We start from the raw sequence: 23,047 nt of genomic DNA on the forward strand, positions 1-23,047 counted from the left end.
GCCCAGGAAAGCATCCGGTAATTCTTGGCGTGCTAGATTCAGGCAAGGCAGTGCGCTTCCTCCTGGAAAAATTCGCGGTCATTCCGGCCGAGAACACGGGGCAGGCCTGTGCAACGGATCAGGGCAGCCAACATTATGTCAAAGATCATACCTCCCGTGTTTTACCGCCTGTCCGGTCTTCCGTTTCCTGGCCGCTTTCAACTTCTCCGGCTTTTTTTTCTCTGGTACAGTCTGTACGCCTTTGGGGTGCGGCTGGCGTTGTTGATCCACATCTGGCCGCAGATCGGGCATGGTCCCATGACCGTGACAGGGATCTTTTTGGTCGGTTTATTGTCTGATCTGGTCAATGCCGTGTATTTTGCCATTCCCTTGGCTCTGTATCTGATGGTCATGCCCCACCGGTTTTTTGTCAGCCGGTGGCAGAGGGTTGTTCTGTATCCCCTTGTTTTTGCCCTGTGTTATGGCCTGGTTTTCTCCGCCTTGGCGGAATGGCTGTTCTGGGATGAGTTCGGCGTGCGCTTCAATTTCATTGCCGTGGATTATCTGGTCTATACCCATGAGGTGATCGGCAATATCCGTGAATCCTATCCGGTGCCCCAGTTGCTCGCCCTCGTCGGCGTCACGGCGGCATTGATTTTTTTCGTCATCCGGCCCCGGATTGAAGCCGTCATCGCCTCGGTGCGACAACAGGGAATGCTGCCGTCTGCCTCCGGGCTTGCCGCCCGCCTGGCCACCGGGGCAGTTTTTTTGTTCTTGCCCGTCCTGGTATTCCTGGCCGTGGATGGCTCCCTTCCCGGCGCGGCCTTTGAGAACCGCTATGAAAAAGAGCTGGCGGAGAATGGGATATACCAGTTGTTTTCCGCCTTTCGCAACAACAGCCTGGATTACGGAACCTTTTATAAAAACATGGATGAGGGCCTGGTGTTCACCGGATTGCGGACGCTGCTCAAGACCGGAAACAGCCGCTATGTCGAGGATAATCCCACGGACATAGAACGGGTGCTTACCTCCGTGGCTCCGGAAAAACGTCCTAATGTCGTGTTGATCATGGTGGAAAGCCTGAGCGCGGAGTATCTCGGCGCTTTTGGCAACACCGCGCATCTTACCCCCAATCTTGACGCCTTGGCCAAGGGCGGTCTGTTGTTCAACCGGCTGTATGCCACGGGCACCCGGACCGTTCGCGGGATGGAGGCGGTCACGCTTTCCGTGCCGCCGACGCCGGGGCAGTCCATTGTCAAGCGGCCTAACAACGCCAACCTGTTTTCCCTGGGCTTCGTTTTCCGGGACAAAGGGTATGACACCAGGTTTTTCTATGGCGGTTACGGGTATTTTGACAATATGAACGCCTTTTTCGGCGGCAACGGCTTTGAGGTTACCGATCGCAGCGATCTCAGCGCGGCAGAGATCAGCTTTGCCAATATCTGGGGCGTGTGCGACGAGGATATCCTGGGCCGGGCGCTGCGCGAATTCGATCAGTCCGCAAGCCGGAAGAAGCCATTCTTCGGGTACGTGATGACCACCTCAAACCACAGGCCTTTCACCTATCCCGAAGGAAAGATCGATATCCCCTCAAAAACCGGGCGACCGGGGGGGGTTAAGTATACCGATTACGCCATCGGCAGGTTCATCGCCGAGGCACGGCATCACTCCTGGTTTGACAACACGATTTTCGTTATTGTCGCGGACCATTGTGCCGGCAGCGCAGGTCGGCAGGAGCTTCCGGTGCACAGCTACCATATCCCCTTGATTTTTTATGGCCCAGGTATCATTAGGCCGGGGGTGAACTCCACCCTGGCAAGCCAGGTGGACCTGGGACCTACCCTGTTTGGCCTTCTCAAGTGGCAATACCACAGCAAGTTTTTTGGCAAGGATATTTTGGCCTCTGATTTTACGCCCCGCGCCTTTATCGGAAACTACCAGCGGCTTGGTTATCTGGAGGGAGGCTATCTGGCCATCCTCAATGAACGGCAGGGGATTGGCCAGTACCAGGTGGTCAAAGAAACCATGCAGGATGCGGTGCTGGTTCCGGTGGCCGAGAATAAGGATTTGAGCGCTAAGGCCATCTGTTCCTATCAGGGAGCCAGTCTGCTCTACCAGAGGGGCTTGGATCATTGGTCGCCGGAAAAGAGACTCCCCCCAGTCAGCCAGGCAGCGGCCATGGTATCTCGGTCCGGGCCTAAAAAAGAGGGGATAAGCATGGATTTTCGTCGCGCTTTGTGATAATAAGGGAAGCTGGTTTGTAATAACCGCACGAAGCATCCGGACTGTGGCGTACGCCCATGGCCGAATTTCAGAATACTATTCGAGCAGAAGAAGAGGATTTCATGGCTAAGAAGGATGAAATTTTTGCAACCCCACATGGCACGGTGGCTGATTTCAGTTTTGACGCGAAAACTGCCTCTGTCTTTGACGACATGCTGGTCCGCTCAATCCCTTTTTATCTTGAAGTGCAGCGGATGATGGCCGAACTGACCCTGGATTTCGCCGTGCCTGGGACGAACGTCTACGACCTGGGCTGCTCCACCGGAACGACCCTGATTCAGCTTGACCCGATCCTCCCTGCGGGAGTAAGGATGGTGGGCTGCGATTATTCCGAGGAAATGTTGAAAAAAGCCGAGGAAAAGCTGAAGGGCCACGGCATGCAGCATGATTACCATTTTGAGTGCATGGATCTCAACAACGAGGTGCGGATCGAAAACGCCTCGGTGGTGATCATGAACCTCACCCTCCAGTTCGTCCGCCCCCTGAACCGGGAGCGCTTGATCCAGAGCATCGCCAAGGGGGTAAACGAAAACGGCTGCATGATCCTTATCGAGAAGGTGCTGAGCCGGGATTCACTGCTCAACCGGTTCTTCATCAAGTACTACTACGATTTCAAGGAGGCCAGCGGTTACAGTAAGCTTGAGATCAGCCAGAAACGCGAGGCCCTGGAAAATGTCCTCATCCCCTACCGGGTGCAGGAAAATGAGGAACTTGTCTTGCAAAACGGCTTCAGCGAATGCGAGATTTTTTTCAAGTGGTACAACTTTTGCGGCTATATCATTCGTAAGGTGGCAAAATGAGATTGAGCAATCCCTTCATGGTTGGGGCGGGGAACTTCTTTTTCCGCTATCGGGCCTATATGTTCCCGGTCATCTTCATTGTCATGCTCTTTGTGTTCAGACCGCAGGTGATCGTCAACGAAACCGTCACCAGCTGGGTGACCACTCTGGGGCTGGCGGTGACCTTGCTCGGCGAGGGACTGCGTTTTTTTACCATTGGTTTTGACTACATCGAGCGGGGCGGTAAAGATGGCAAAGTCCACGCCAGCCGTCTGGTTACCGGCGGCATCTATAACCACGTGCGCAATCCCATGTACCTGGGCAATATCCTGATCGCCATCGGCATCGGCCTGTATGGCGGCGCACCCCTGGCCTTTGTCACCGTGTTGCCGTTTTTCGTTTTTTTCTACTATGCGATCATGGCCACGGAGGAGAAATTTCTCTACGGGAAATTCGGAGAGGAATACGAGGCATTCTGCCGCAGGACGCGCCGGCTCTGCCCGTCATTTGCCAATCTCGGCCAGACCCTGTCCGGGTTCAGTTTCCACTGGTGGCGCGCCGCGATCAAGGACAGCGGCACTGCCTTCTGGACCTTTGTCGCCCTGGCGCTGATTCCGCTCTGGCGGGAGTATTTTCTCCACGGCACCACGCTCGCTGAATCGGCCTACGCGCCCTACGCCGCAGGCATCGTGGCCGTGCTGCTTCCCACCTACATCTGGTTGCGCATCCTCAAGAAAAAAGGCACCATCGACATCTCGTCGTAGGGCTTCCGGTTTACTCGTCGTAGAGTTCGGGCGTGTGGCGGATGATCTGTGCATCCACCAGATAGATGACATCCTCGGCGATGTTGGTTGCGTGGTCGGCGATGCGCTCCAGATGCCTCCCCACGGAGAGGACATGCATGAGGTTATTCACCTGCTCGGTATCGGTGATGATCATCTCCTTAAGCTGGGCGTACATCTCCCGGTTCATGGCATCCATGGTGTCGTCCGTCGCCCGGATATGGTGGGCCAAGCGCACGTCATGGTTGATCAGGGCGTCGATGCTTTCCGTGACCATTTTTTCGGCCAGACTGACCATGGCGGTCAGGTCAAAGGGGATTTCAAACTTTTCCTGGCCGGCGAGGAATAACCCCCGTTCGGCGATATTCACCGCCAGATCTCCGATCCGCTCCAGATCGCTGTTGATTTTCAGTACTGCCACGATGAAGCGCAGGTCGATGGCCACCGGCTGATACAGGGCGAGAATCTTCAGGCAATCCTCCTCGATCTCCACCTCCATGTCATCGATTTCCCGATCCCCCTTGATCAACGCGTTTGCCTTGACCGCATCGCGGTTGATCACGGAGAGCGTGGCCTGGTAGACCCGGTCTTCCACGGCCTCGCCCATGGCGATGATCTTTGCCTTCAGTTTGTCGATGTCGTGCTGCATGTGTTTTGGCATAGTTTCACTCCACGCTCATCCGAAGCGGCCGGTTATGTAATCTTCTGTCTGTTTCTGCCGAGGGTTGGTGAATATTTTGGGGGTTGCATCGCATTCAATCAGGCTCCCTTCGTAAAAAAAGGCGGTGTAATCGGAAACCCGGGCAGCCTGCTGCATGTTGTGGGTGACGATGACGATGGTGTAGTTGGTGCGCAACTCGCCGATCAGATCCTCGATCCGCATGGTTGATTTGGGGTCCAGGGCCGAGGCTGGTTCGTCCATGAGCAGGATCTTCGGCCCGACCGCCAGGGCGCGGGCGATGCAAAGCCGCTGCTGCTGGCCGCCGGAGAGTCCCATGGCGTTGGCGTGCAGCCGGTCTTTGACCTCGTCCCAAATGGCTGCCTGCTGCAGGCTCTGTTCGACAATCTCCGCCAACCGTTTGGGGTTTTTTTCGCCATGAATCCGGGGGCCGTAGGCAACATTGTCGAAGATGGACTTGGGGAAGGGATTTGATTTTTGGAACACCATCCCCACCTCCTTGCGCAGCTCCACGACATCGGTGCCCGGCGCATAGATATCTTTTTGGTTGATGGAGATTGCCCCCTCAACCCGGCTGTGGGGGATGGTGTCGTTCATCCGGTTCAGGCAGCGCAAAAATGTGGATTTGCCGCAGCCGGACGGCCCGATCAGGGCAGTGACGTGCTTGGCCGGGATCAGGAGGGAGATGTCAAAAAGCGCTTGGGTCGGTCCATAAAAAAAATTGACCTGGCTGGTGGTGATGACCATCTCCAAATCTTTTGGGTAATTTGGGTAAATAGACTGTTCTACCATCGGTATTTTTTCCTGAAATGGGTTCGAATGAGTATCGCGCCGAGGCTTAAGCCCAGAACCAGCAGGAGGAGAATCAGGGCGGTGCCATATTGCATGTGCCTGATCCGGTCCGCTTCCGGATGTTGGGTGGCAAGGATGTACAGGTGATAGGGCAGGGCCATGACCTGGTCAAAAACGGATTTGGGCAGCCTGGGGAGATAAAAGGCGGCCACGGTAAGGAGGATGGGGGCGGTTTCCCCTGTGGCCCGGCCGATGCCCAGGATCGAGCCGGTTATCATGCCGGACATGGAATAGGGCAGGATGTTGGTGCGGATCATCTCCCACTTGGTGGCGCCCAACGCCAGACTCGCGTCGCGGAAGCCCTTGGGCACGGCGCGCAGCGACTCTTCGCTGGCCACGATGATGGTGGGGAGCACCATGCAGGCCAGGGTCAGGCTGCCCGCCAGGATGGAGGGGCCGAAGCCGCAAAAGAGCACAAAGATGCCGAGGCCGAACAGGCCGAAGACGATGGACGGCACCCCGGCCAGGGTGACGATGGCCAACCGGATCAGGGTGTTGAACCGGTCCTGCTCGGCATATTCGGCAAGATAGATCGCGCCGCCGATCCCCAAGGGCAGGGAGACGGCGATGGTGCCCACCACCAGATAAAAGGTGCCGACAATGGCCGGGAAGATGCCGCCCGCAGCCCCGCTTCTCCGGGGAAAGCTGCTGATAAACTGCCAGTTGAGGGCCGAGGACCCGTGCCGGATGATGTCGAACAGGATATAGCCGATCACCAGGACAATGGCGTAGGTGATGAGCCGCAGGGCGAGGAGAATGAATTTGTCGGCGGTGTTGTTCGTCATCATTTGTCGGCCTCGCAGTGCGCGAACACGATGAAACAACGAAAAGTTGCTCCGCCGACGGTGCGGGCTTGTTTCTTTTTGCTGGCGTTCAATGGACCCGCGCCTTGGCTCTTCTTTTGCGAGATCGTCTTCATTTCATCATGCCGTATTTTTTCAGCACGCGCTGGGCCACGATGTTGAGGGCAAAGGTGATGACCAGCAGGATGATGCCTATCCAGAAAAGCGCTTGATAATGGACGCTGCCGAAGGGCACCTCGCCCATCTCCGCGGCGATGGTGGCGGTCATGGTCCGCACCGAGGCCAGGGGGGAGGCGGTGAGAATAGCCGAATTGCCCGTGACCATCAGCACCGCCATGGTTTCCCCGATAACCCTGCCGATCCCGAGCATCACCGCGGCCACGATCCCAGGCAGGGCCGCGGGCAGGGTAACTCGGAAGATGGTCTGCAGATGGCTGGCGCCCAGGGCCAGGGAGGCGTTTTTCAGGGCGTAGGGCACGCTGACCAGGGCATCCTCCGACAGGGAGATGATGGTGGGGATGGCCATGAGCGAGAGGAGCAGGGCGCCGGTCAGGGCGGTGAGTCCGGTGTTGAGGCCGAAGAGTGTCTTAATGAGGGGGGCCACCACCAGCAGGCCGAAAAAGCCCAGAACCACCGAAGGGATGCTGGCCAGGATTTCAATGAACGGCTTGAGAAACTCCCGTTCGGCAGGGCGGGCGATTTCCGCGATGTAGATGGCCACCAGCACGGAGATGGGCACCGTGACCAGCATGGCCAGGGCGGTTACCAGGGCCGAGCCGGAAAGCAGGGGGCCGACGCCGAAATGCTCCTCCTGGAAGGAGACCGGAATCCATTGGCTGTCCAGAAGCTTGCCCAACCCGGGATTCAGCGCAAAGGGGCCGGCCTCCTTGAACAGGAAGAGGAAAATCAGGCAGACGACAAGGACGCTGGTCGAGGCGGCGCTGACCAGCAGCAGCCGCATGACCTTGTCGGTTATGAAGAGCTTACGAGACCGGGACATATCCCGTTTCTCTCACGATTTGCTGACCTGCCGGACTCAGACAGAAGTCGATGAACTGTTGCGCCGTTTTCGTTGGCGTCCCGTTGGTATAGAAGAACAGCGGCCGGGAAACAGCGTATGTTCCGGAGCTGACCGTCTCCTCACTGGGAAGCACCGGCTCGTGCTGGTCAGCGGCCTGGACGCCGAGGGTTTTCACGGTGTTTTTCGCCTCGGCGGCAAAGCCAAGGCCCACATAGGCGATGGCCCCGCGGTCGGCGGTCACGGCCTGCACCAGCGCCGAGGTGCCGGGCAGCAGCCGGGCGGAGGAGCTGAAGTCCTCCTTGTTCAGGACATGTTCCTGGAAGAAAACAAAGGTGCCGGAGCTGGACTCGCGGGACAACAGGAGAATGGGGGTGTCGGATCCGCCGACCTCCTTCCAGTTGGTTACCTTGCCCGTGTAGATAAGCCGCAATTGGTCAATGGTCAGACCGTTCACCGGGTTTTGAGGATGCACGATCAGGACGATGCCGTCGCGGGCCACCGGGATTTCCACCGGGGAAATCTTGTTGTGTTCGGCTTGTTTTTGTTCCTTTTCCTTCATTCCCCTGGAAGCCGCGCAGATATCGGTGGTGCCGTTGATCAGGGCGGCGATGCCGGTGCCAGAGCCGCCGCCGGTTACGGAGATGTCAACTTCGGCATGGGTTTTCATGAATTCTTCCGTCCAGGAGCTGACCAGGTGGACCATGGTGTCCGAACCCTTGATGGAAAGGGTTTGGACGGGGGCGGATTGCTGCGAGGGGCCTGAGTCGCAACCGGTTATCGCCGCTGCGAGCAGCAGGCCAAGGGTCAAGGCAATTTTTTTCATGATTTCCTCCGGAAGCGGTAGACATACTGGTTGGGGTGGACCCAACGAAAAAATGCGTGGGGCCGGTGTTTGTAACCATGTGATTTTACGGGAGCCGGGCGAATTACATCCTGCATAGCCCCGATACCAGAAATTCCAGCTATTTGCCAGTAAAAATTATACTCAAGATTGTCTTGCGCGCCGAGCCGGACTGTCTCGACCGCGCTGAGGCGGGCCCCAGGAGGACGAGTCCGGGGGATGCTTATGCGCCCTCCTTGGCGGTGCGGTCTGCGGCTCGCGAACGGCGGCGCGTGTGCAGCATAAAGTAGAGAACCGGCACCGCCATGCGGCTGATCAAGAGCGAGGCGATCTCCCCGAACATCAGCGAGATGGCCAGCCCCTGGAAGATCGGGTCGGCCAGGATCACCGAGGCCCCGACCACCACGGCCAGGGCGGTAAGGAGCATGGGCCTAAAGCGGATGGCTCCGGCTTCCACCACCGCTTCGCCAAGCGGCAGGCCGTGGCTGATCCGCAGTTCGATGAAGTCAACGAGAATAATGGAATTGCGCACCACGATTCCTGCCCCGGCCATGAAGCCGATCATGGAGGTGGCGGTGAAAAAGGCGCCGAAAGCCCAGTGGGCCGGAAGGATGCCGATCAGCGAAAAGGGGATGGCGGCCATCACCACCAGCGGCACGGTGTAATCCTTGAACCACCCCACCATGAGCATGTAGATGAGGATCATCACCGCGCAGAAGGCGAAGCCCAGATCCCGGAAGACCTCCAGGGTGATGTGCCACTCTCCGTCCCATTTGATTGCCGGTTCCAGTTCCGAAAAGGGTTGTTTGAGGTTGTAGATGGAGATCGCTTTCTGTTCGCCTCCATACTCCCTGCCGTCGAGCTCGGCGAGTTTTTTGTTCAGGGCGAAGATGGCGTAGGCCGGGCTTTCCGCCGCCCCGGCCACATCGGCCGTCACATAGATAACCGGTTTGAGGTTCTTGCGGTAGATGGGCTGGTCAATGGGCGCTTCGCTGACCGAGACCAGCTCCCGCAGGGGCACCAAGGGGCCTGTCGGGTTGAGGCCGGAGCGGAGCTGGGTGTTGAGGATGCTCTCAATCCGCGCCCGCTCCCCCCGCGGCAGCTCCAAGACGATACTGATCCCCTCCTTGTCCTCGGGCAGGTGCAACAGGCTGACGGCCAAGCCCTTAACCGCCAGATCGACGGCCTGGGTGATTTCGCCCTCGGAAATACCGTTGAGGGCTCCTTTTTCCTTGTCCACCGCGATCACGGTTTTGAATCGTTCCGCTTCCCGGTACCAGTCGATATCGACCACCCCTTCCGTGGCGGCGAGAAGATCCTTGACCCTGGTTGCCAGCTTGAGCCGCTGTTCATCGGTTCGGCCGTAGATCTCGGCGACCAGGGTTTGCAGCACCGGCGGCCCCGGCGGCACTTCGGCCACTGCCACGGCGGCGCCGTATTGTGCCGCGATTGCCGCGACCTGAGGCCGGATGCGTTTGGCGACCTCGTGGCTTTGGGCTGTGCGCTCGCCCTTGGGCCGCAGATTGATCTGGATATCCGCCAGGTTGGTGTTGTTGCGCAGGTAGTAATGGCGCACCAGGCCGTTGAAATTGTAAGGCGAGGCCGTGCCGGCATACACCTGATAGTTGATCACCTCCGGTTCCCGGCCGATGAGCGCGGCCATTTCCCTGGCGACCTGGGTGGTTTTTTCCAGGGGGGCGCCCTCGGGCATGTCCAAAATAATCTGGAACTCGCTCTTGTTGTCAAAGGGGAGCATCTTGACCTTGACCAGCCCGAAATAGACCATGGCGCAGGAGCCGAGGAGTAGGCCGCTAATGGACAGGAAAAAAATTAGCCGCCAGCGGGCGTGGGCAAGGAGGGGGTCCATGGCCCGGTGATAGAGACGGGTAAAGAAGTCATCCGGGGCTTGGCCGTGCTCTTCTTCCTGCTTCGCCTCCTCTTCGGAGTCGATGGGGCATTCCGCGGGGGAACAGTTCTTTCTCAGCACCCGCACGGCGGCCCAGGGAGTAACGGTGAAGGCGATGAGCAGCGAAAAAATCATCGCCGCGGAGGAGCCGATGGGGATCGGCCGCATGTAGGGGCCCATCAGCCCGCCGACAAAGGCCATGGGCAGAATGGCGGCGATTACCGCCCAGGTGGCGAGGATGGTCGGGTTGCCCACCTCGTTCACCGCCTCGATGGCGATGGTAAGGACGGATTTCTGGGTGTTTCCCGGCAGCCGGAGGTGGCGGACAATGTTTTCCACCACCACGATGGCGTCGTCCACCAGGATGCCGATGGAAAAGATCAGGGCGAAGAGGGTGATGCGGTTCAGGGTGTAGCCGTACAGATAAAAGAGCAACAGGGTCAGCGCCAGGGTCGAGGGGATGGCGAGGATGACGATGACCGACTCCCGCCAGCCTAAAAAGAAGAGGATGAGCAAAGTCACCCCGAAGACGGCGATGCCCATGTGCAGCAGAAGCTCATTGGATTTTTCCGCCGCGGTTTCGCCGTAGTTCCTGGTCACGCTCACCGTGACATCGGTGGGGATGAGGGTTCCCTTGAGGGTCTCGATCTTGGTCAGCACCGTTTCCACCACCTGCACGGCATTGGCCCCCGGCCGCTTGGCCAGAGAGAGGGTGACGGCCGCCTCTTCCGGCTGCCCCTTGCCTGAACCGAAAAGGACATAGTTGGTGGGATCTTCCGGGCCATCGACCACGCCGGCCACCTCGTCGAGATATACCGGCCGGTTGTTGTACACACCGACGACGATGCGGCCGATTTCCTTGGCCGAGGTGAGAAACCGGCCGGTCTGCAGAAGGATTTCCGTGTTCAGGGACTGCAGGGTGCCGGAGTACGATTGCCGATTGGCCTGTTGCAGCGTGGGAATGATCTCCGTTGCGGTCAACCCGCGGGCGGCAAGACGGGCGGGATCGAAGAGCACCCGCACCTGACGGCGGGCGCCGCCGATGAGCTTGGTCTCGGCCACCTCGGGGATGTTTTTGACCGCGTCGTCAAGCTGGGCTGCGAGGCGTCGGAGGGTGAAGTGGTCATAGCGCGGGCTGTGCAGGGTCAGGGCGAGCACCGGCACGTCGTCGATGGTATGCGGCTTGACCATGGGCGGCACGACGCCGTAGGGGATGCGGTCGAAGTTGGTGGCCAGCTTCTGATTGAGGCGGACAATGGCGTCCTCCATTTTTTCGCCCACGTAGAAACGGGCGACGAGCAGACACTGGCCCGGCATGGAGGTGGTATAGATGTATTCCACCCCGGGCAGTTCGTAGAGGAGTTTTTCCATGGGGATGGAGACGCGTTCCTCCACCTCCTTGGGGGTGGCGCCGGGCATGGCGACCATGACGTCGATCATCGGCACCTTGATCTGCGGCTCCTCCTCCCGCGGCAGCATGGCAACGGCCACGATTCCGAGGAGCAGGGAGGCGATGATCAGGATGATGGTCAGCCTGGATTCGACGAAAACCGAGGCGAGCCTGCCGGCAAAGCCGTGTTGATTGTCCGGGGAGTGGTTCATCACGGCACGATGGCTACGGGTTGTCCGTCAATAAGCCGTTCTCCGCCCTGGATCACGACCTGCTCTCCTCCGTTGAGGCCGGTGAGGATCTCCACCTGGCCTTCCCGGTGTTCCCCGCTGCGCACCAGGCGCAACTGGGCGGTATTGTTGTGTAGCACAAATACCCGCTCCATCTGGCCGAAGCGAAACAACGCTGTTTCCGGCACCAGCAAGGTCTTGGCGTCACCTTCGCCGGGAAGCGTGACCCGTGCGTACTGCCCGGGTCGCAAGGAGTTACCGCCGTGGACGCTGATTTTCACCAGCGCGGTCCGTGAGGCGGTGTCTGTTGACGGCCCGATTTCGGTGACGGTTCCGGTCTGGGAAAACTCGGCCGCCGGGACCGTGACGGCAAGCGTGTCCCCTTTTTTGATTTTCAGGGCCGCCCCCTCCGGCGCCGCGGCAACCACCTGCAAGTGTTCGGTGTTTTCCAATACCAGGAGGGGCATCCCCGGGGTGGCCAGATCGCCGGCATTGGCCATTTTCTGCGAGATGATCCCGGCAAAGGGGGCGGTGATCAGGGTGTAGTCGCGCAGGGCCCTGGCTTCGCGCAGACCTGCCTCAGCCATCCGGTAAGCATCTTCCAGGGATTTTACTGTTTCCCGGGTGGAAGCGTCTTGTGCCAGCAACCGTTTTTCGCGGTCGAAATTCCGCTGCGCCTGTCCGAATTGCGTCTCAGCCTGCGACAGCCGGGCGGCAATCTCTCCGGCGCTGATCCGTGCCAGCAGCGCGCCTTTTTGTACCGCGGATCCCAGTTCCACGGGCATCTCCTCGATGGGTCCGGATATCTTGGCGCTGATGGTCGCCCGCTGGAGCGATTCCACGGCGCCGGCCACCTCGCTTTGCCGCTGGGGTGTCTGACCGGCCACGGTGAACACTCGCACTTGCGCAACGGGAAGAGGCTGGCTGGCTCCCTTGTGGCCGGAATCCTTGCAGCCGGCGGCGGTGAGGAGCAGGCACAGGGAAAGCGCTGAGAAAAAATGTTTGTACCGCATGATGTCGATTTCCTGTTGCAGAGCTTATTGGGATGCTGTCGCCTTTTCAGGCTGGAGTTCGGCCGGTATTTCCGGGGGGTCAGGGAACTGGTCCAGGCCAAGGGCGCGCCGCAGGCCGGCAACGGCAATGCGCTGGGAAGTTTCCGCCGCGATGCGCCGCACCTGGGCGTCAATCAGGCGGTTTTCCACCCCGAGCAGATCGGCGGAGAGCAGGGTGCCCTCCTTGAAGCGGAGCCGGTTGATGCGTGCGCTTTCCTGGGCCTGGGCCACGCTTTTTTCCGTAATCTGCAAACGTTCTCTGGCCTCCTGCAGGGCCAACTCCGCCTGCTTCACCTCAAGGATGATGGCCAGTTCGGTTTTGCGTTTTTGTTCCTGCGCTTCGGCCAGCAGGGCGGAGGCCCTGGCAACCTCGGCTTCGGTCCGGCCGCCCTCGGAGAGGTTGAACCGCAAGGTGACCCCGGCCTGCCATGAATCGCCGGAGCCGTCGGTGACATAGCCCGTGTCCGCGTCGTATCCGGCATAGCCTTCCACGGAGGGATAATAGCCGCCCTGGGCCTGGCGGACCTTGGCCTTGGCCGCCAGGATGAGGGCCTCCATGCTTTTCAGCTCAAAACGGTGTTCAGGGCTTGCGGACTGCGGTATTTCCTGAACGCAACCCTGGGCCGGGTCAAGCGTCACCGGGCCGTCGTCAAGACCCATCAGGCCGAGGAAGATCCTGCGGCTTATCTCAAGGGTGTGGTGGGCTTGGCTTAAATTTTCCCGCGCCGTGGCCTGTTGCACCTCCAGATCGAGGAGATCGGCCTTCAGCAGGACTCCTTCCCGGTAACGGGCCTGCGCCACGGCCAGGGAGGCAGTGATCGCATCCACCGATGCCTGCCGCGCCTTGACCAGCTCTTCGGCCTGGATGACGAGCTGAAAGGTTCGGACCACCTCAAAGGCGAGCTGAGCCCGGACCGCCCCGAGTTCCATGCGCGAGGAAACCGCCTGGGCTTCGGCGGCTTTCAATCCGGCCAGGTCGCGGCCGCCGTTGAAAAAGCGGTAGCCGAGCCTGACCCCCATGTTCAGGGTGTCGGTGCGGCCGGGATTATTGAAGTCGATGGCATTGGTGAAGGCCCCTTGGTTCAGGATGTTGCCAAAGGAATACATGGGGTTGTCGGTTTGTTCGTATCGGGAGTTTAGATCAAGCCTTGGGAAAAAAGAGGACCTCTCCATGGCCATGGCGGCTTGGGCCGCTTCAATCCGGTTTTTTCCCATCCGGCTGTCCGGGTTGTTCCGCACGGCAAAGAGTACTGCATTGCGAACTGTCCACACCTCCGGCCTGGGTGGGGCGTCGGTGGCCGCACCGGCGACAGGGGGAAAAACGACCGCCAGCAGAAGGGCTACGCACAGAGAGCAGAGCCTGCGCCAGGAGAAAAGGCGGCGATTGGTGTTTTCGCAAGGAGATAGTGGCCGGGTCATGGTTCCGTGTTCTCTTGTTTGCAGACCGGAGGAAAAGGAGGAAGCCTGTTTCGTATATTCAGCATTTAATTATATAGTTACAAGCTGAACTATCTGCCATGCTTTTTTTTGGTTTCATGGCCGGCGGAGAGTGCATTCTTTGTCACGCATGGCGCTCTACAACAGTATATCATAGAGGAAAGTCCCAACGGCAAGGGGACTTTTCACAGATCGTTCAGAACCACTGCTTCTTTTTGAAGTAGACCAGCATGGAGAGGAGTGTGCCCGCCATCAGCAGGAGGGCAAAAGGGTAGCCGAAATACCAGTTGAGCTCCGGCATGTTGAACGGGCTCGCGCCGGTGTTGAAATTCATGCCGTACAGGCTGGTGATGAAGGTGAGGGGGATGAAGATCACCGCGAAGATGGTCAAGACCTTGATGATCTCGTTCATGCGATTGCTCACCGAGGAAAGGTAGATGTCGATCATGCCGGAGATGATATCCCGGAAGGTTTCCACCGTGTCGAGCACCTGGATGGTATGATCGTAGAGGTCCTTGAGGTAGACCCTGGTCGATTCCCCCATGAAGGTGGTTTCATCCCGTTGGAGTCCGTGGATCACCTCGCGAAGCGGCCAGACCGATTTGCGGAGCAGGATCATCTCCCGTTTCAGGGAGTGGATGGCCTGGAGGGTTTCCGGGGAAGGCGCGGCGATCAACTCCTCTTCCAGATCTTCGACCTCCTCGCCGATTTTTTCGAGGACGGAAAAGAAATTGTCCACCACCCTGTCCAGCAGGGAATACAACAGGTAGTCTGTCCCCAATTTCCGGATGCGCCCCTTGTTGGTTTCCAGGCGGGCCAGCACGTCGTCAAAGATGTCGTCGTCTTTTTCGTGAAAGGTGAGCAGATAGTTGGAGCCGAGCACGAAGCTGATCTGCTCCATGCTCATCTCCCTGGCGGCATCGTCATAGTTGATCAGGTTGATGACCAAAAACAGGTACTCCTCGTAATGGTCGATCTTCGGACGCTGGCCGGTGTGGAGGATATCTTCAATGGTCAGCGGATGCAGGCCGAACTCGAGGCAGAACCTGTCCACCGCCTCGGCGTCATGCAGGCCGTGGACCCTGATCCAGGTGTTGCTGGGGGTTTCCTTCAGCAGGCGGAATTCGTCGAGCCGTACAGGGGTGCTGAGCGAAAGGTTCTCGGCATCGTAATCGACCATGTCCAGGCCGAATTTTTCCGTGACCCGTTCGCCGATGAACACGGGGCTTCCCGGGGGGAGCCCGGCTTTCCTGGAGGATGTCTTGACAAGCTTCAGCATCTGTAATTCCCCAAAATGGAGGTGGTTTTTTCCGACGGCGGGGTGGGTCGGCAAGAGAGTTGGGAGCCTTAATAAGGATATCATATCCATGGCTGTTCCGTGAACTCCATTGTCCGTTGGGGTGAATATCTTGCTGATCTTACAAGAACAGGGGAGATTTTTTTGTGAAAAGGCGCTATGGAATCGTGCCCTGATATGCGAGGATAAGAGTAAACACGAAAAGAGAGGGGAATGAAGCAGCCAGGCCCGCAGTATCTGAAAACCATGGTTGAGACGGCAAGCCCGGTGCGCAACATTGTCGCGTTGTACGAAAAATGCTTGCTGCACCTGACCAGGGCGCGGAAAAGTCTTGCCGCCGGGGAGATTGCCTGCAAGGCGGAAAGTCTGCGCAAGGCCATGGATATCCTCTTTTATCTGGACAATACCCTGGACGCCGCCGAGCCGGAAGCCGCGCAGCCGCTGCATGAAAGCTACCAGATGATTCTGGCCCAATTGAGCTTGGCCAACAGCGGGAACTCCCCGGAAGCGTTGGGGCTGGCCGAAAAATGGCTGACCGGGTTGCTGGAGGCGTGGCAGGCGATTGCGCCGGGCGGCAAAAAAACAGGGCCAGGCGGGAAATACCCATGAAAACTGCCTGCCGGATACGGGATGGTGTGGTAGACTGGAAATAACAAGACCGTTGCAAGTTCCCGTTGTCCTGCATCTGCAAGGGCTGCCGAAAAAACGATACAACCATAGAGATCATGACACTATCCCTTCCCCCCTGGCTGATCCTTCCCATTCTGGTTTTTTTCTACCACCCCCTTGCCCGGTTTTTCCCGAAGATGGACAAGGATGCCTACGTCCGGAAAGTCGTGGCGGCCGGAAACCAATTTTACCGGCGCAGATTTGCCCAAACGCCCTATGCCGAGAGGATGCTGTTTTTGCCCTACTGCCTGCGGGCCGAAGGGTGCGCCACGGTCATCGATCAGGAAAAGGGCTTGTTGTGCCCTCCTGAATGCCGTATTCCCTGCCGCTTGCGGGAGATGCGGGAGATGGCCTTGGCATTGGGGTATCAGGATGTTTCCGTGGTGGTGAGCGGCCGGCTGCACAAAAAGGACGGGGTGCTGCGCAGCCGGGATTTCCTGGTGCGCCGGATCGAACAGCGCCGGCCGAACGCGGTGCTGGGTTGCCTCTGCACCCGTGACCTGCGGGAGAAATATCTGCGCTCCGCCAATGTCTCTCCCGAGGGGTCGCTGGGCGGCCATGGGCTCAAGGTGATTCCCCAGGTGTGTCTGCTCAAGGATTGCAACTGCAGGCAGAGCTCCATTGATTGGCAGGAGCTTGAAACGCTGATTCGGGCGCATGTTTGAAATGCTTGTGCCGTCTTGTCCGGAATCCGGTGAGAATACAAAAAATACCTTTCGCGCCCCAAATTCTCGTCAAACGGCAGGGGGCGAAGTATATTTGAAAAAAAAGCGGCTTGCGGCCGCACTATTATTCCATGGAGTAGAAACGTCGGATGCAGCGTGAATAATCAGGAATTGAACACAGTATTCAAGCGGGTTGTCGATACCGCAAGCGTGGAGTTTTATCTGATCACCCCTGAAGGGGGATTTGCCTATGTGAATCAGGCAGCGGTCAGAAATCTCGGCTATTCCGAGGCAGAGCTTCTTGCCTTGAACCTTGCCGATATTGATCCGGAAATCGGCCCCAGGGCCAAACATCTTTGGCCCGAGTGGAAAAGACAGGGCACCCTGCGTCTTGAAACCACCCATCGAACAAAAAGCGGGCAGGTCGTCCAGAAGGAAGTTGATGCGGTCTGCGTTACCCTCGGCGCGGCAGACTATATCTGTGCCTTTGTCCGGGATATCACCGAGCGCAAGCGCATGGAAGCAGCCCTTTTGGAAAGCGGGGAGCAATACCGCGATCTTTTTGAAAGCGCCAGCGACCTCATCCAGTTCGTCCGGCCGGACGGCTCCTTTCTCCAGGTCAATCCGGCCTGGCGGGACACCTTTGGCTATTCCGAGGAAGAGGTCGGGAAGCTCACCATCTTTGATCTCATCGATCCGGACTGCTCGGATCACTGCATGGAAACCTTTCAGCGGGTCCTGGAGGAGGGACGGGTTGACAGGATAGACACATCCTTTGTCGCGAAGAACGGCGAAAAGATCATGATCCAGGGCGCGGCCAACTGCAGGTACGAAAACGGCAAGCCCCAGGTGACCCGCTGCATTTTCCGCAACGTCAGCGAGGAAAAAAGACTGCAGGCCCAATTGCTGCAATCCCAAAAACTGGAGGCTGTCGGGCGGTTGACCAGCGGCGTGGCCCACGATTTCAACAACCTGCTCACCACGATTTTAAGCTACAGCGAATTGTATCTGAGGCGTCTGCCGGACAGCGACCCCCTGGCGAACGCCCTGCGCGCCATCCGCGAGGCCGGCGTCCGAGGCGCGGCCCTGACCCGCCAGTTGCTTACCTTCAGCCGGCATCAGGTTGCGGATGTGCGGGTTATCGACTTGTGTAATCTTGTCTCCGGGTTGAGCACCATGATCCGGCGTCTCATCCATCCGGGCATCGATTTTACGGTGGAGGTTGCCTCCGGCGGACAGGGGCGGATTCTTGCCGATCAGCACCAGATCGAGCAGGTGCTGCTCAATCTGGCCATCAACGCGCGCGACGCCATGCCGGAGGGGGGGGGCTTGGCCATTTCCTGCCTTGAGGAGGTTTTGGAGCAAAACGAAGTCTCCAATTTCGACAATATCGAGCCGGGACGGTATGTGGTTCTTGTGGTGAGCGATACAGGGGAAGGCATGAGCAAGGAGGTGCAGGAGCATATCTTCGAGCCGTTTTTCACCACCAAGCCCCAAGGCAAGGGAACCGGCCTTGGCTTGGCCACCGCCTACGGCATTGTCAAGCAGCATAGCGGCTATATTGTGGTTGAGAGTGAGCCTGGCGAGGGAACCACCTTCCGTCTGTATTTCCCCAGGGTGGAGGCGCCGCTGGAGTCGGTGGTGACCGGCCAGGCCTTGGAGGTGTTGCAGGGAAGTGAGACCATCCTCGTGGTTGACGATGAACCGGAGATCTTGGCGGTTATCAGCCATTCCCTCGGGACCATGGGCTACCCCGTGCTTACGGCCGGGTCTTCGTCGGAAGCCTTGCTCCTTGTGGAAGAGGGGGGGCACAAGATCGACCTCCTGTTGACCGATGTGGTCATGCCGGGGATGCCCGGCCACACGTTGGCCGCCCGGGCCCAGGCGGCTGACCCCCGGACCAGGGTGTTGTTCATGTCGGGCTATACCGATTCCATGCTCGAAGAATATGGGGTCTTCCGGACGCATGCCAATTTCATCAGCAAGCCGCTTTCTCCGGGCGAGCTCGCCGTCAAGATCCGCAAGATGCTGGCGTAAGCCTGAATATGGCCTACGTTCGGACTCTTTTCCTTATTTCCGCATGATCTTCCGTCGCCCTGCGCTCGTTGCGGCGTTTCCGCGCAAGATTGTTTTCGGAAAAAACGGGATATGAATTTTTCCCGTTTTTTGCACAAAGCGTGGTAGTTTTTGGGGAGAAGCACCCCCTGTCCCGTCTTCTTGTCTTGTTTCTGAACGGAGGATGCCATGGAGCATAAGATCGCCATCGTTGCCTTTGCCGGGGAACCATCCTGTTTTGCCCACGCCTTGCTGAATGGCCTGGATATGCAAGCCAGGGGCTGGGAGGTCAAGCTGATCATCGAAGGCAAGGCCACAGCCCTGGTCAAGGAGCTGGCCGAGGCGGAGGCGCCCTTTGCTCCTCTCTACGCCAAGGCAAAAACAGCCGGACTTATCGACTGCGTCTGCCGGGCCTGCGCCACCAAGACCGGGGCTTTGGCCGCGGCCGAGGCGCAGGGCTTGCCCCTGTCCGGCGAGATGCAGGGGCATCCTTCCATGGCTCGCTATGTGGAGGCGGGCTATACGATAATCACCATATAATGATGCACGCTGGCTGAAGGAGGAATTGTCATGGACCTGTATGCGATCAAGCCCTATCTGTACTGGGGCGGCGTTGCTTTTTTTCTGCTCTGCGAGCAGGGTTTTTCCTACCGGCAGCCCACCGTGGCCCGGACAACACGCTGGCTCGCCAATCTGCCGCTGTCCATCATGAACGGCACGATCTACCATCTGCTGTATACCAGCGCCATTGTCGCTCTGATTCTTGCCGGGCAGGAGAAAAATACCGGCCTGCTCAACGCATGGGAGCTGCCCGGCTGGCTCAACATTGTCGCCTCCATCCTGATCCTGGATTTTTTCATCTACCTCTGGCATCTGCTCACCCATGTGCTGCCCTTCCTCTGGCGGTTCCATCGCGTGCACCACAGCGACATGAACATGGACGTGACCACGGCCAATCGTTTCCATTTGGGCGAGTTTCTTTTCACCGGCCTGATCAGGCTGGCGGTGATCTATACCTTCGGCATTTCGCTGACCGCCTACATCCTTTTTGAGATTCTGGTGAATCTCTCCGTGCAGTTTCATCACAGCAGCATCCGGGTGCCGGCGTGGTTCGAGCGGTTGTGGGTGCTTTTTTTTGTCCCCCCCTTCTTGCACCGCATCCACCATTCGGTGCGGATCAAGGAGCGGGATTCCAACTACGGGGTGATTCTGTCCATCTGGGACCGGATGCTGGGCACCCTGACCACCGGGGTGGAACAGGAAAAAATCGTCATCGGCATCGGTTCGCACCGGGAAATCGAAAAGCTGGGTTTCTGGCGGCTGTTGGCGCTGCCCTTCACGCGCAATACCCCGTGAAGCATGAACCCCGGATAGGGAAAGACACGAGAGGAGTGAGCAATGAACTGGAAGAATCTGTTTGTCCCGGGCAAGGATTTCACCGTGGCCCAGGCCAAGGAGTACATGGAGGCGCGGGGAGCTGATGCCTATCAGCTCCTGGATGTCCGTCAGCCCAAGGAGTATGAGGAAGGGCATCTGCCCGGGGCCATCCTCATCCCGCTTAAAGAGCTGCCCGGGCGACTGGCTGAGCTTGATAAGGAAAAGCCGGTCATTGCCTATTGCGCCGTTGGCGGCAGAAGCAAAGCCGCGGCCCAGCTTCTTGCTGGCAAGGATTTTGCAAACGTTTACAATATGGCCGGAGGCATCAAGGCCTGGCAGGGGCAACAGGCCAAGGGGGGGGAAGAGGCCGGGCTGGAGTTTTTCACCGGCCAGGAAGAGTATGAGGACGGAGTGAGCCTGGCCTATGCCATGGAAGACGGGTTGCAGGAGTTCTACCGTCTTCTGGCCGAACGGGCGCAGGATAACGGGGCCCGGCAGCTCTATACCCGTTTGATGGGCTTTGAGGATGCGCACAAGACCCGGCTTCTTGCCGAGTACCGGCAGGCGCACGGGTCAGCGGCCATGCCGGGCACAGGGGCTACGGGGGTGATGGAGGGCGGTTCCAGGGTGGAGGATTTTCTTGTCCGGGTCGATACCCGTCTGCACACCAAGCGGGATATCCTGGAGTTGGCCATGGGGTTAGAGACCCAAGCCCTGGATTTGTACAGCCGCATGGCGCAAAAGAGTAAAAAAAACGAGGCCAGGGCGTTGTTTTTGCGTTTGGCGGATGAAGAAAAAACGCATCTTTCCTTTTTGGCCGACGAAATGGACACGGTGCTAAGCCAAGGCGCAAGCCCCTTGGATGGCGGACAGGTACGATAATGGAATGGAAAACGCAAGAACGCAGGGTGGCAAAAACCGACAGGCGGGCCATAGGCCGCATGCTGCTGGGTCACCTCCGATTCCTGCAATCGGTGATCAACGGGGTGACGGACCCTGTCCTGGTGATCGGAACGGATATGCGGGTAAAGCTCATCAACCAGGCAGCGCGGGATTTCCCTGTTTCCCGGAAGAACGGTGGGAGATTCTCTGAAAATTCGCACTGTTATCGGGTGTTGTTCGGCTTGGAGCAACCGTGCGACAAAGTCGGGCGCGCGTGTCCGCTCATGGAGGTTCTTGAAAGCGGCAAAGCAGTCTCGGTTTCTCAGGACATTACCCTGAAGTCCGGTGAGCTTCGTCATTACGAGGTGTTTGCCTCCCCTCTTCTGGGGGACGACGACACCCTGCTCGGCATTATCGAAATTTTGCGTGATGTCACTGAACTGAATTGTGCCGCCGAGGTTTTAAAGAAAAGTCATGACGAGCTTGAGCGGCGGGTTGAGGCGCGAACCATTGAGTTGAAAAAGGTCAATGATGCCCTGCGCCTTGAGGTCGAAGAGCGGCGCTGGGCCGAAGACCAACTGCTTCAGGCCTGCGAACAGGCAAAACTCGTTTACAGTGTTATTCCCAGCGCCATTTTTACCGTTGACCTTGAGAGAAAGATCACCAGTTGGAATAAGAAGGCGGAAAAGATTACCGGATATACGGAAGCGGAGGTTCTCGGCAAGCCGTGCAGTGTTTTTGCCTTGGAACCCTGCACGGTAAAAGGCTGCGGCGTGTATTCGAAAACGGTCAAGAAACCTATCATTAATCGGATTTGTGAGATCAAAACCAAGGATGGACGGGTAAGGATTGCCAGTAAAAACGCCGACTTATTGCGGGATGCAAGCGGCCGGGTCATCGGGGCGGTGGAAAGCTTCAGCGACATTACGGAACAGCAAAATATCGACAGACAGTTGCGCACGGAGCGGGATAAGTTCCGGGGGATCCTTTCCGCCCTTGATCATGGCATGCACATCCTCAACCGGGATTATGAGATCGAATACCAAAACGAGATCTTGCGCCGGACCTTTGGCGACAAGATCGGTGAGAAATGCTACGAGGTGTACAAGCAGCGGGATGCGCCCTGTGAGGTGTGCCGCATGCATGCGGCCATCGAAAGCAACGAGATCCAGCGAACAGAGGAGGTCATGTCCGATCACCGCCATTATGAACAGAGCTATGTCCCCTTTGTCGATGTCGATGGCGAAACCAAGGCCCTGATTCTCCTGCGGGATGTCACCGAGGAAAAAAAATACCGGGCCGAAACCATGCGGGCCGGCCAGCTTGCCTCCATCGGCGAACTGGCCGCCGGAGTGGCTCACGAGATCAATAATCCCATCAACGGGATCATCAACTACGCCCAGGTGTTGCTCGACGATTCAAGCCAGGTGTCGCTGGAAGGCGAGGCCGTCAACCCGGTCCAGCGGGAGATGCTCGATCGCATCATCAAGGAAGGAGAGCGGATCGCCTATATCGTGCGCAATCTCCTCTTTTTTGCCCGTCAGCGGGAAGAGGAGGCGGAGGTGGTCGAAATCGGGGCGATTGTCGATGATTCCCTGGCCTTGATCAAACATCAGCTCCAGAAAGACGGGATACGTATCTCCACCGATATCCCGGAGGGTTTGCCGCCCATCCGGGTGCATCCGCAGCAGTTGCAGCAGGTTTTCCTCAATCTGCTCAGCAATGCGCGATATGCCCTCAACCACCGCTACCCCGGGCGGGACGCCGGTAAAAAGTTGGAGATCCGCTGCCGACAAGTGCAGGACCCGGGCCGAACCATGGTGCGGACGGAAATAACCGATCATGGCGAAGGGATTCCGCCGGAGATGCTTTCCCAGATCTTCGAGCCGTTTTTTTCTTCAAAGAAACCGGGAGAGGGAACCGGCCTGGGGTTGTCCATCAGCGCCGGGTTGATCAGGGATTTTCAGGGAGAACTGAGGGTGGCAAGCGAACTCGGGGTATACACCACCATGACCGTTGATCTGCCTGCATATGGAGAATGAACCGTTGATTTCTTTCCTTTTTTACG

At 58.2% G+C, this 23,047-nt stretch carries 20 protein-coding genes; 10 read left to right on the forward strand and 10 right to left on the reverse strand.

Features of this window, described 5'->3' with window-relative positions:
• Positions 1-135 precede the first annotated feature (135 nt).
• The 3 genes from MWR57_RS03910 to MWR57_RS03920 all read left to right on the forward strand — a co-directional run bounded on the left by MWR57_RS03910 (position 136) and on the right by MWR57_RS03920 (position 3,805).
• Positions 136-2,220, forward strand: coding sequence for an LTA synthase family protein (locus MWR57_RS03910; protein WP_423123475.1), 2,085 nt, complete (start codon positions 136-138; stop codon positions 2,218-2,220).
• A gap of 104 nt (positions 2,221-2,324) precedes the next feature.
• Positions 2,325-3,062, forward strand: a complete 738-nt coding sequence (gene cmoA / locus MWR57_RS03915; protein ID WP_423123476.1) for a carboxy-S-adenosyl-L-methionine synthase CmoA — start codon at positions 2,325-2,327, stop codon at positions 3,060-3,062.
• Positions 3,059-3,805, forward strand: coding sequence for a methyltransferase family protein (locus MWR57_RS03920; protein WP_423123477.1), 747 nt, complete (start codon positions 3,059-3,061; stop codon positions 3,803-3,805). Before cmoA ends, MWR57_RS03920 begins: the two co-directional genes overlap by 4 nt.
• Positions 3,806-3,815: 10 nt before the next feature.
• Here MWR57_RS03920 and phoU read toward each other — a convergent pair whose 3' ends face one another.
• The 10 genes from phoU to corA form a co-directional block, all read right to left on the reverse strand.
• Positions 3,816-4,484, reverse strand: coding sequence for a phosphate signaling complex protein PhoU (phoU, locus tag MWR57_RS03925; RefSeq protein ID WP_423123478.1), 669 nt, complete (start codon positions 4,482-4,484; stop codon positions 3,816-3,818).
• A gap of 15 nt (positions 4,485-4,499) precedes the next feature.
• The gene (pstB, locus tag MWR57_RS03930) at positions 4,500-5,249 is read right to left on the reverse strand and encodes a phosphate ABC transporter ATP-binding protein PstB (protein WP_423123620.1); all 750 of its coding nucleotides are present in this window, start codon (positions 5,247-5,249) and stop codon (positions 4,500-4,502) included.
• A 38-nt stretch (positions 5,250-5,287) separates the two neighbouring features.
• The gene (gene pstA / locus MWR57_RS03935) at positions 5,288-6,142 is read right to left on the reverse strand and encodes a phosphate ABC transporter permease PstA (RefSeq protein ID WP_423123479.1); all 855 of its coding nucleotides are present in this window, start codon (positions 6,140-6,142) and stop codon (positions 5,288-5,290) included.
• Entirely contained in the window at positions 6,139-6,273 is a 135-nt protein-coding gene (locus MWR57_RS03940; protein ID WP_423123480.1) for a hypothetical protein, read from the reverse strand. The genes pstA and MWR57_RS03940 overlap by 4 nt, the downstream gene beginning before the upstream one ends.
• Positions 6,270-7,157, reverse strand: a complete 888-nt coding sequence (gene pstC, locus MWR57_RS03945; RefSeq protein ID WP_423123481.1) for a phosphate ABC transporter permease subunit PstC — start codon at positions 7,155-7,157, stop codon at positions 6,270-6,272. The genes MWR57_RS03940 and pstC overlap by 4 nt, the downstream gene beginning before the upstream one ends.
• Positions 7,141-8,001: a PstS family phosphate ABC transporter substrate-binding protein gene (locus MWR57_RS03950; RefSeq protein WP_423123482.1), complete on the reverse strand. Its 861-nt coding sequence runs from the start codon at positions 7,999-8,001 to the stop codon at positions 7,141-7,143. Before MWR57_RS03950 ends, pstC begins: the two co-directional genes overlap by 17 nt.
• A gap of 241 nt (positions 8,002-8,242) precedes the next feature.
• Positions 8,243-11,527, reverse strand: a complete 3,285-nt coding sequence (locus tag MWR57_RS03955; protein WP_423123483.1) for an efflux RND transporter permease subunit — start codon at positions 11,525-11,527, stop codon at positions 8,243-8,245.
• Positions 11,527-12,558, reverse strand: coding sequence for an efflux RND transporter periplasmic adaptor subunit (locus MWR57_RS03960; protein WP_423123484.1), 1,032 nt, complete (start codon positions 12,556-12,558; stop codon positions 11,527-11,529). The genes MWR57_RS03955 and MWR57_RS03960 overlap by 1 nt, the downstream gene beginning before the upstream one ends.
• Before the next feature lie 24 nt (positions 12,559-12,582).
• On the reverse strand, positions 12,583-14,016 hold the full coding sequence (locus MWR57_RS03965) for a TolC family protein (protein WP_423123485.1): 1,434 nt from the start codon (positions 14,014-14,016) through the stop codon (positions 12,583-12,585).
• Between the two features lie 214 nt (positions 14,017-14,230).
• Positions 14,231-15,313, reverse strand: a complete 1,083-nt coding sequence (gene corA / locus MWR57_RS03970) for a magnesium/cobalt transporter CorA (protein ID WP_423123486.1) — start codon at positions 15,311-15,313, stop codon at positions 14,231-14,233.
• A 231-nt stretch (positions 15,314-15,544) separates the two neighbouring features.
• Here corA and MWR57_RS03975 point away from each other — a divergent pair, with 231 nt between their 5' ends.
• The 7 genes from MWR57_RS03975 to MWR57_RS04005 all read left to right on the forward strand — a co-directional run bounded on the left by MWR57_RS03975 (position 15,545) and on the right by MWR57_RS04005 (position 23,021).
• Entirely contained in the window at positions 15,545-15,940 is a 396-nt protein-coding gene (locus tag MWR57_RS03975; RefSeq protein WP_423123487.1) for a flagellar export chaperone FliS, read from the forward strand.
• Positions 15,941-16,056: 116 nt separating this feature from the next.
• Positions 16,057-16,665, forward strand: coding sequence for a DUF116 domain-containing protein (locus tag MWR57_RS03980; RefSeq protein WP_423123488.1), 609 nt, complete (start codon positions 16,057-16,059; stop codon positions 16,663-16,665).
• 156 nt (positions 16,666-16,821) lie between these two features.
• Positions 16,822-18,702, forward strand: coding sequence for a hybrid sensor histidine kinase/response regulator (locus tag MWR57_RS03985; RefSeq protein ID WP_423123489.1), 1,881 nt, complete (start codon positions 16,822-16,824; stop codon positions 18,700-18,702).
• A 207-nt stretch (positions 18,703-18,909) separates the two neighbouring features.
• Positions 18,910-19,260 carry a cytoplasmic protein gene (locus MWR57_RS03990; RefSeq protein WP_423123490.1) on the forward strand — a complete coding sequence of 117 codons (351 nt, stop codon included), beginning with the start codon at positions 18,910-18,912 and terminating at the stop codon, positions 19,258-19,260.
• A gap of 30 nt (positions 19,261-19,290) precedes the next feature.
• Entirely contained in the window at positions 19,291-20,076 is a 786-nt protein-coding gene (locus MWR57_RS03995; RefSeq protein WP_423123491.1) for a sterol desaturase family protein, read from the forward strand.
• Positions 20,077-20,118: 42 nt separating this feature from the next.
• Complete coding sequence (locus MWR57_RS04000; RefSeq protein WP_423123492.1) at positions 20,119-20,979, forward strand: rhodanese-like domain-containing protein; 861 nt, start codon at positions 20,119-20,121, stop codon at positions 20,977-20,979.
• Positions 20,979-23,021, forward strand: a complete 2,043-nt coding sequence (locus tag MWR57_RS04005; protein ID WP_423123493.1) for a PAS domain-containing protein — start codon at positions 20,979-20,981, stop codon at positions 23,019-23,021. The genes MWR57_RS04000 and MWR57_RS04005 overlap by 1 nt, the downstream gene beginning before the upstream one ends.
• The last annotated feature ends 26 nt before the right edge of the window (positions 23,022-23,047 follow it).

The organism is Hydrosulfovibrio ferrireducens (assembly GCF_046883345.1).
In the GTDB taxonomy this organism is placed as follows: Bacteria; Desulfobacterota; Desulfobulbia; order Desulfobulbales; family Desulfurivibrionaceae; genus Thiovibrio; species Thiovibrio ferrireducens.

What these genes read in the sequence shown, in the direction of transcription:
- MWR57_RS03910 (WP_423123475.1), top strand. Translation starts at nt 136, where the DNA reads ATGTCAAAGATCATACCTCCCGTGTTTTACCGCCTGTCCGGTCTTCCG.
- cmoA (WP_423123476.1), top strand. Translation starts at nt 2,325, where the DNA reads ATGGCTAAGAAGGATGAAATTTTTGCAACCCCACATGGCACGGTGGCT.
- MWR57_RS03920 (WP_423123477.1), top strand. Translation starts at nt 3,059, where the DNA reads ATGAGATTGAGCAATCCCTTCATGGTTGGGGCGGGGAACTTCTTTTTC.
- phoU (WP_423123478.1), bottom strand. Translation starts at nt 4,484, where the DNA reads ATGCCAAAACACATGCAGCACGACATCGACAAACTGAAGGCAAAGATC.
- pstB (WP_423123620.1), bottom strand. Translation starts at nt 5,249, where the DNA reads ATGGTCATCACCACCAGCCAGGTCAATTTTTTTTATGGACCGACCCAA.
- pstA (WP_423123479.1), bottom strand. Translation starts at nt 6,142, where the DNA reads ATGATGACGAACAACACCGCCGACAAATTCATTCTCCTCGCCCTGCGG.
- MWR57_RS03940 (WP_423123480.1), bottom strand. Translation starts at nt 6,273, where the DNA reads ATGAAGACGATCTCGCAAAAGAAGAGCCAAGGCGCGGGTCCATTGAAC.
- pstC (WP_423123481.1), bottom strand. Translation starts at nt 7,157, where the DNA reads ATGTCCCGGTCTCGTAAGCTCTTCATAACCGACAAGGTCATGCGGCTG.
- MWR57_RS03950 (WP_423123482.1), bottom strand. Translation starts at nt 8,001, where the DNA reads ATGAAAAAAATTGCCTTGACCCTTGGCCTGCTGCTCGCAGCGGCGATA.
- MWR57_RS03955 (WP_423123483.1), bottom strand. Translation starts at nt 11,527, where the DNA reads ATGAACCACTCCCCGGACAATCAACACGGCTTTGCCGGCAGGCTCGCC.
- MWR57_RS03960 (WP_423123484.1), bottom strand. Translation starts at nt 12,558, where the DNA reads ATGCGGTACAAACATTTTTTCTCAGCGCTTTCCCTGTGCCTGCTCCTC.
- MWR57_RS03965 (WP_423123485.1), bottom strand. Translation starts at nt 14,016, where the DNA reads ATGACCCGGCCACTATCTCCTTGCGAAAACACCAATCGCCGCCTTTTC.
- corA (WP_423123486.1), bottom strand. Translation starts at nt 15,313, where the DNA reads ATGCTGAAGCTTGTCAAGACATCCTCCAGGAAAGCCGGGCTCCCCCCG.
- MWR57_RS03975 (WP_423123487.1), top strand. Translation starts at nt 15,545, where the DNA reads ATGAAGCAGCCAGGCCCGCAGTATCTGAAAACCATGGTTGAGACGGCA.
- MWR57_RS03980 (WP_423123488.1), top strand. Translation starts at nt 16,057, where the DNA reads ATGACACTATCCCTTCCCCCCTGGCTGATCCTTCCCATTCTGGTTTTT.
- MWR57_RS03990 (WP_423123490.1), top strand. Translation starts at nt 18,910, where the DNA reads ATGGAGCATAAGATCGCCATCGTTGCCTTTGCCGGGGAACCATCCTGT.
- MWR57_RS03995 (WP_423123491.1), top strand. Translation starts at nt 19,291, where the DNA reads ATGGACCTGTATGCGATCAAGCCCTATCTGTACTGGGGCGGCGTTGCT.
- MWR57_RS04000 (WP_423123492.1), top strand. Translation starts at nt 20,119, where the DNA reads ATGAACTGGAAGAATCTGTTTGTCCCGGGCAAGGATTTCACCGTGGCC.
- MWR57_RS04005 (WP_423123493.1), top strand. Translation starts at nt 20,979, where the DNA reads ATGGAATGGAAAACGCAAGAACGCAGGGTGGCAAAAACCGACAGGCGG.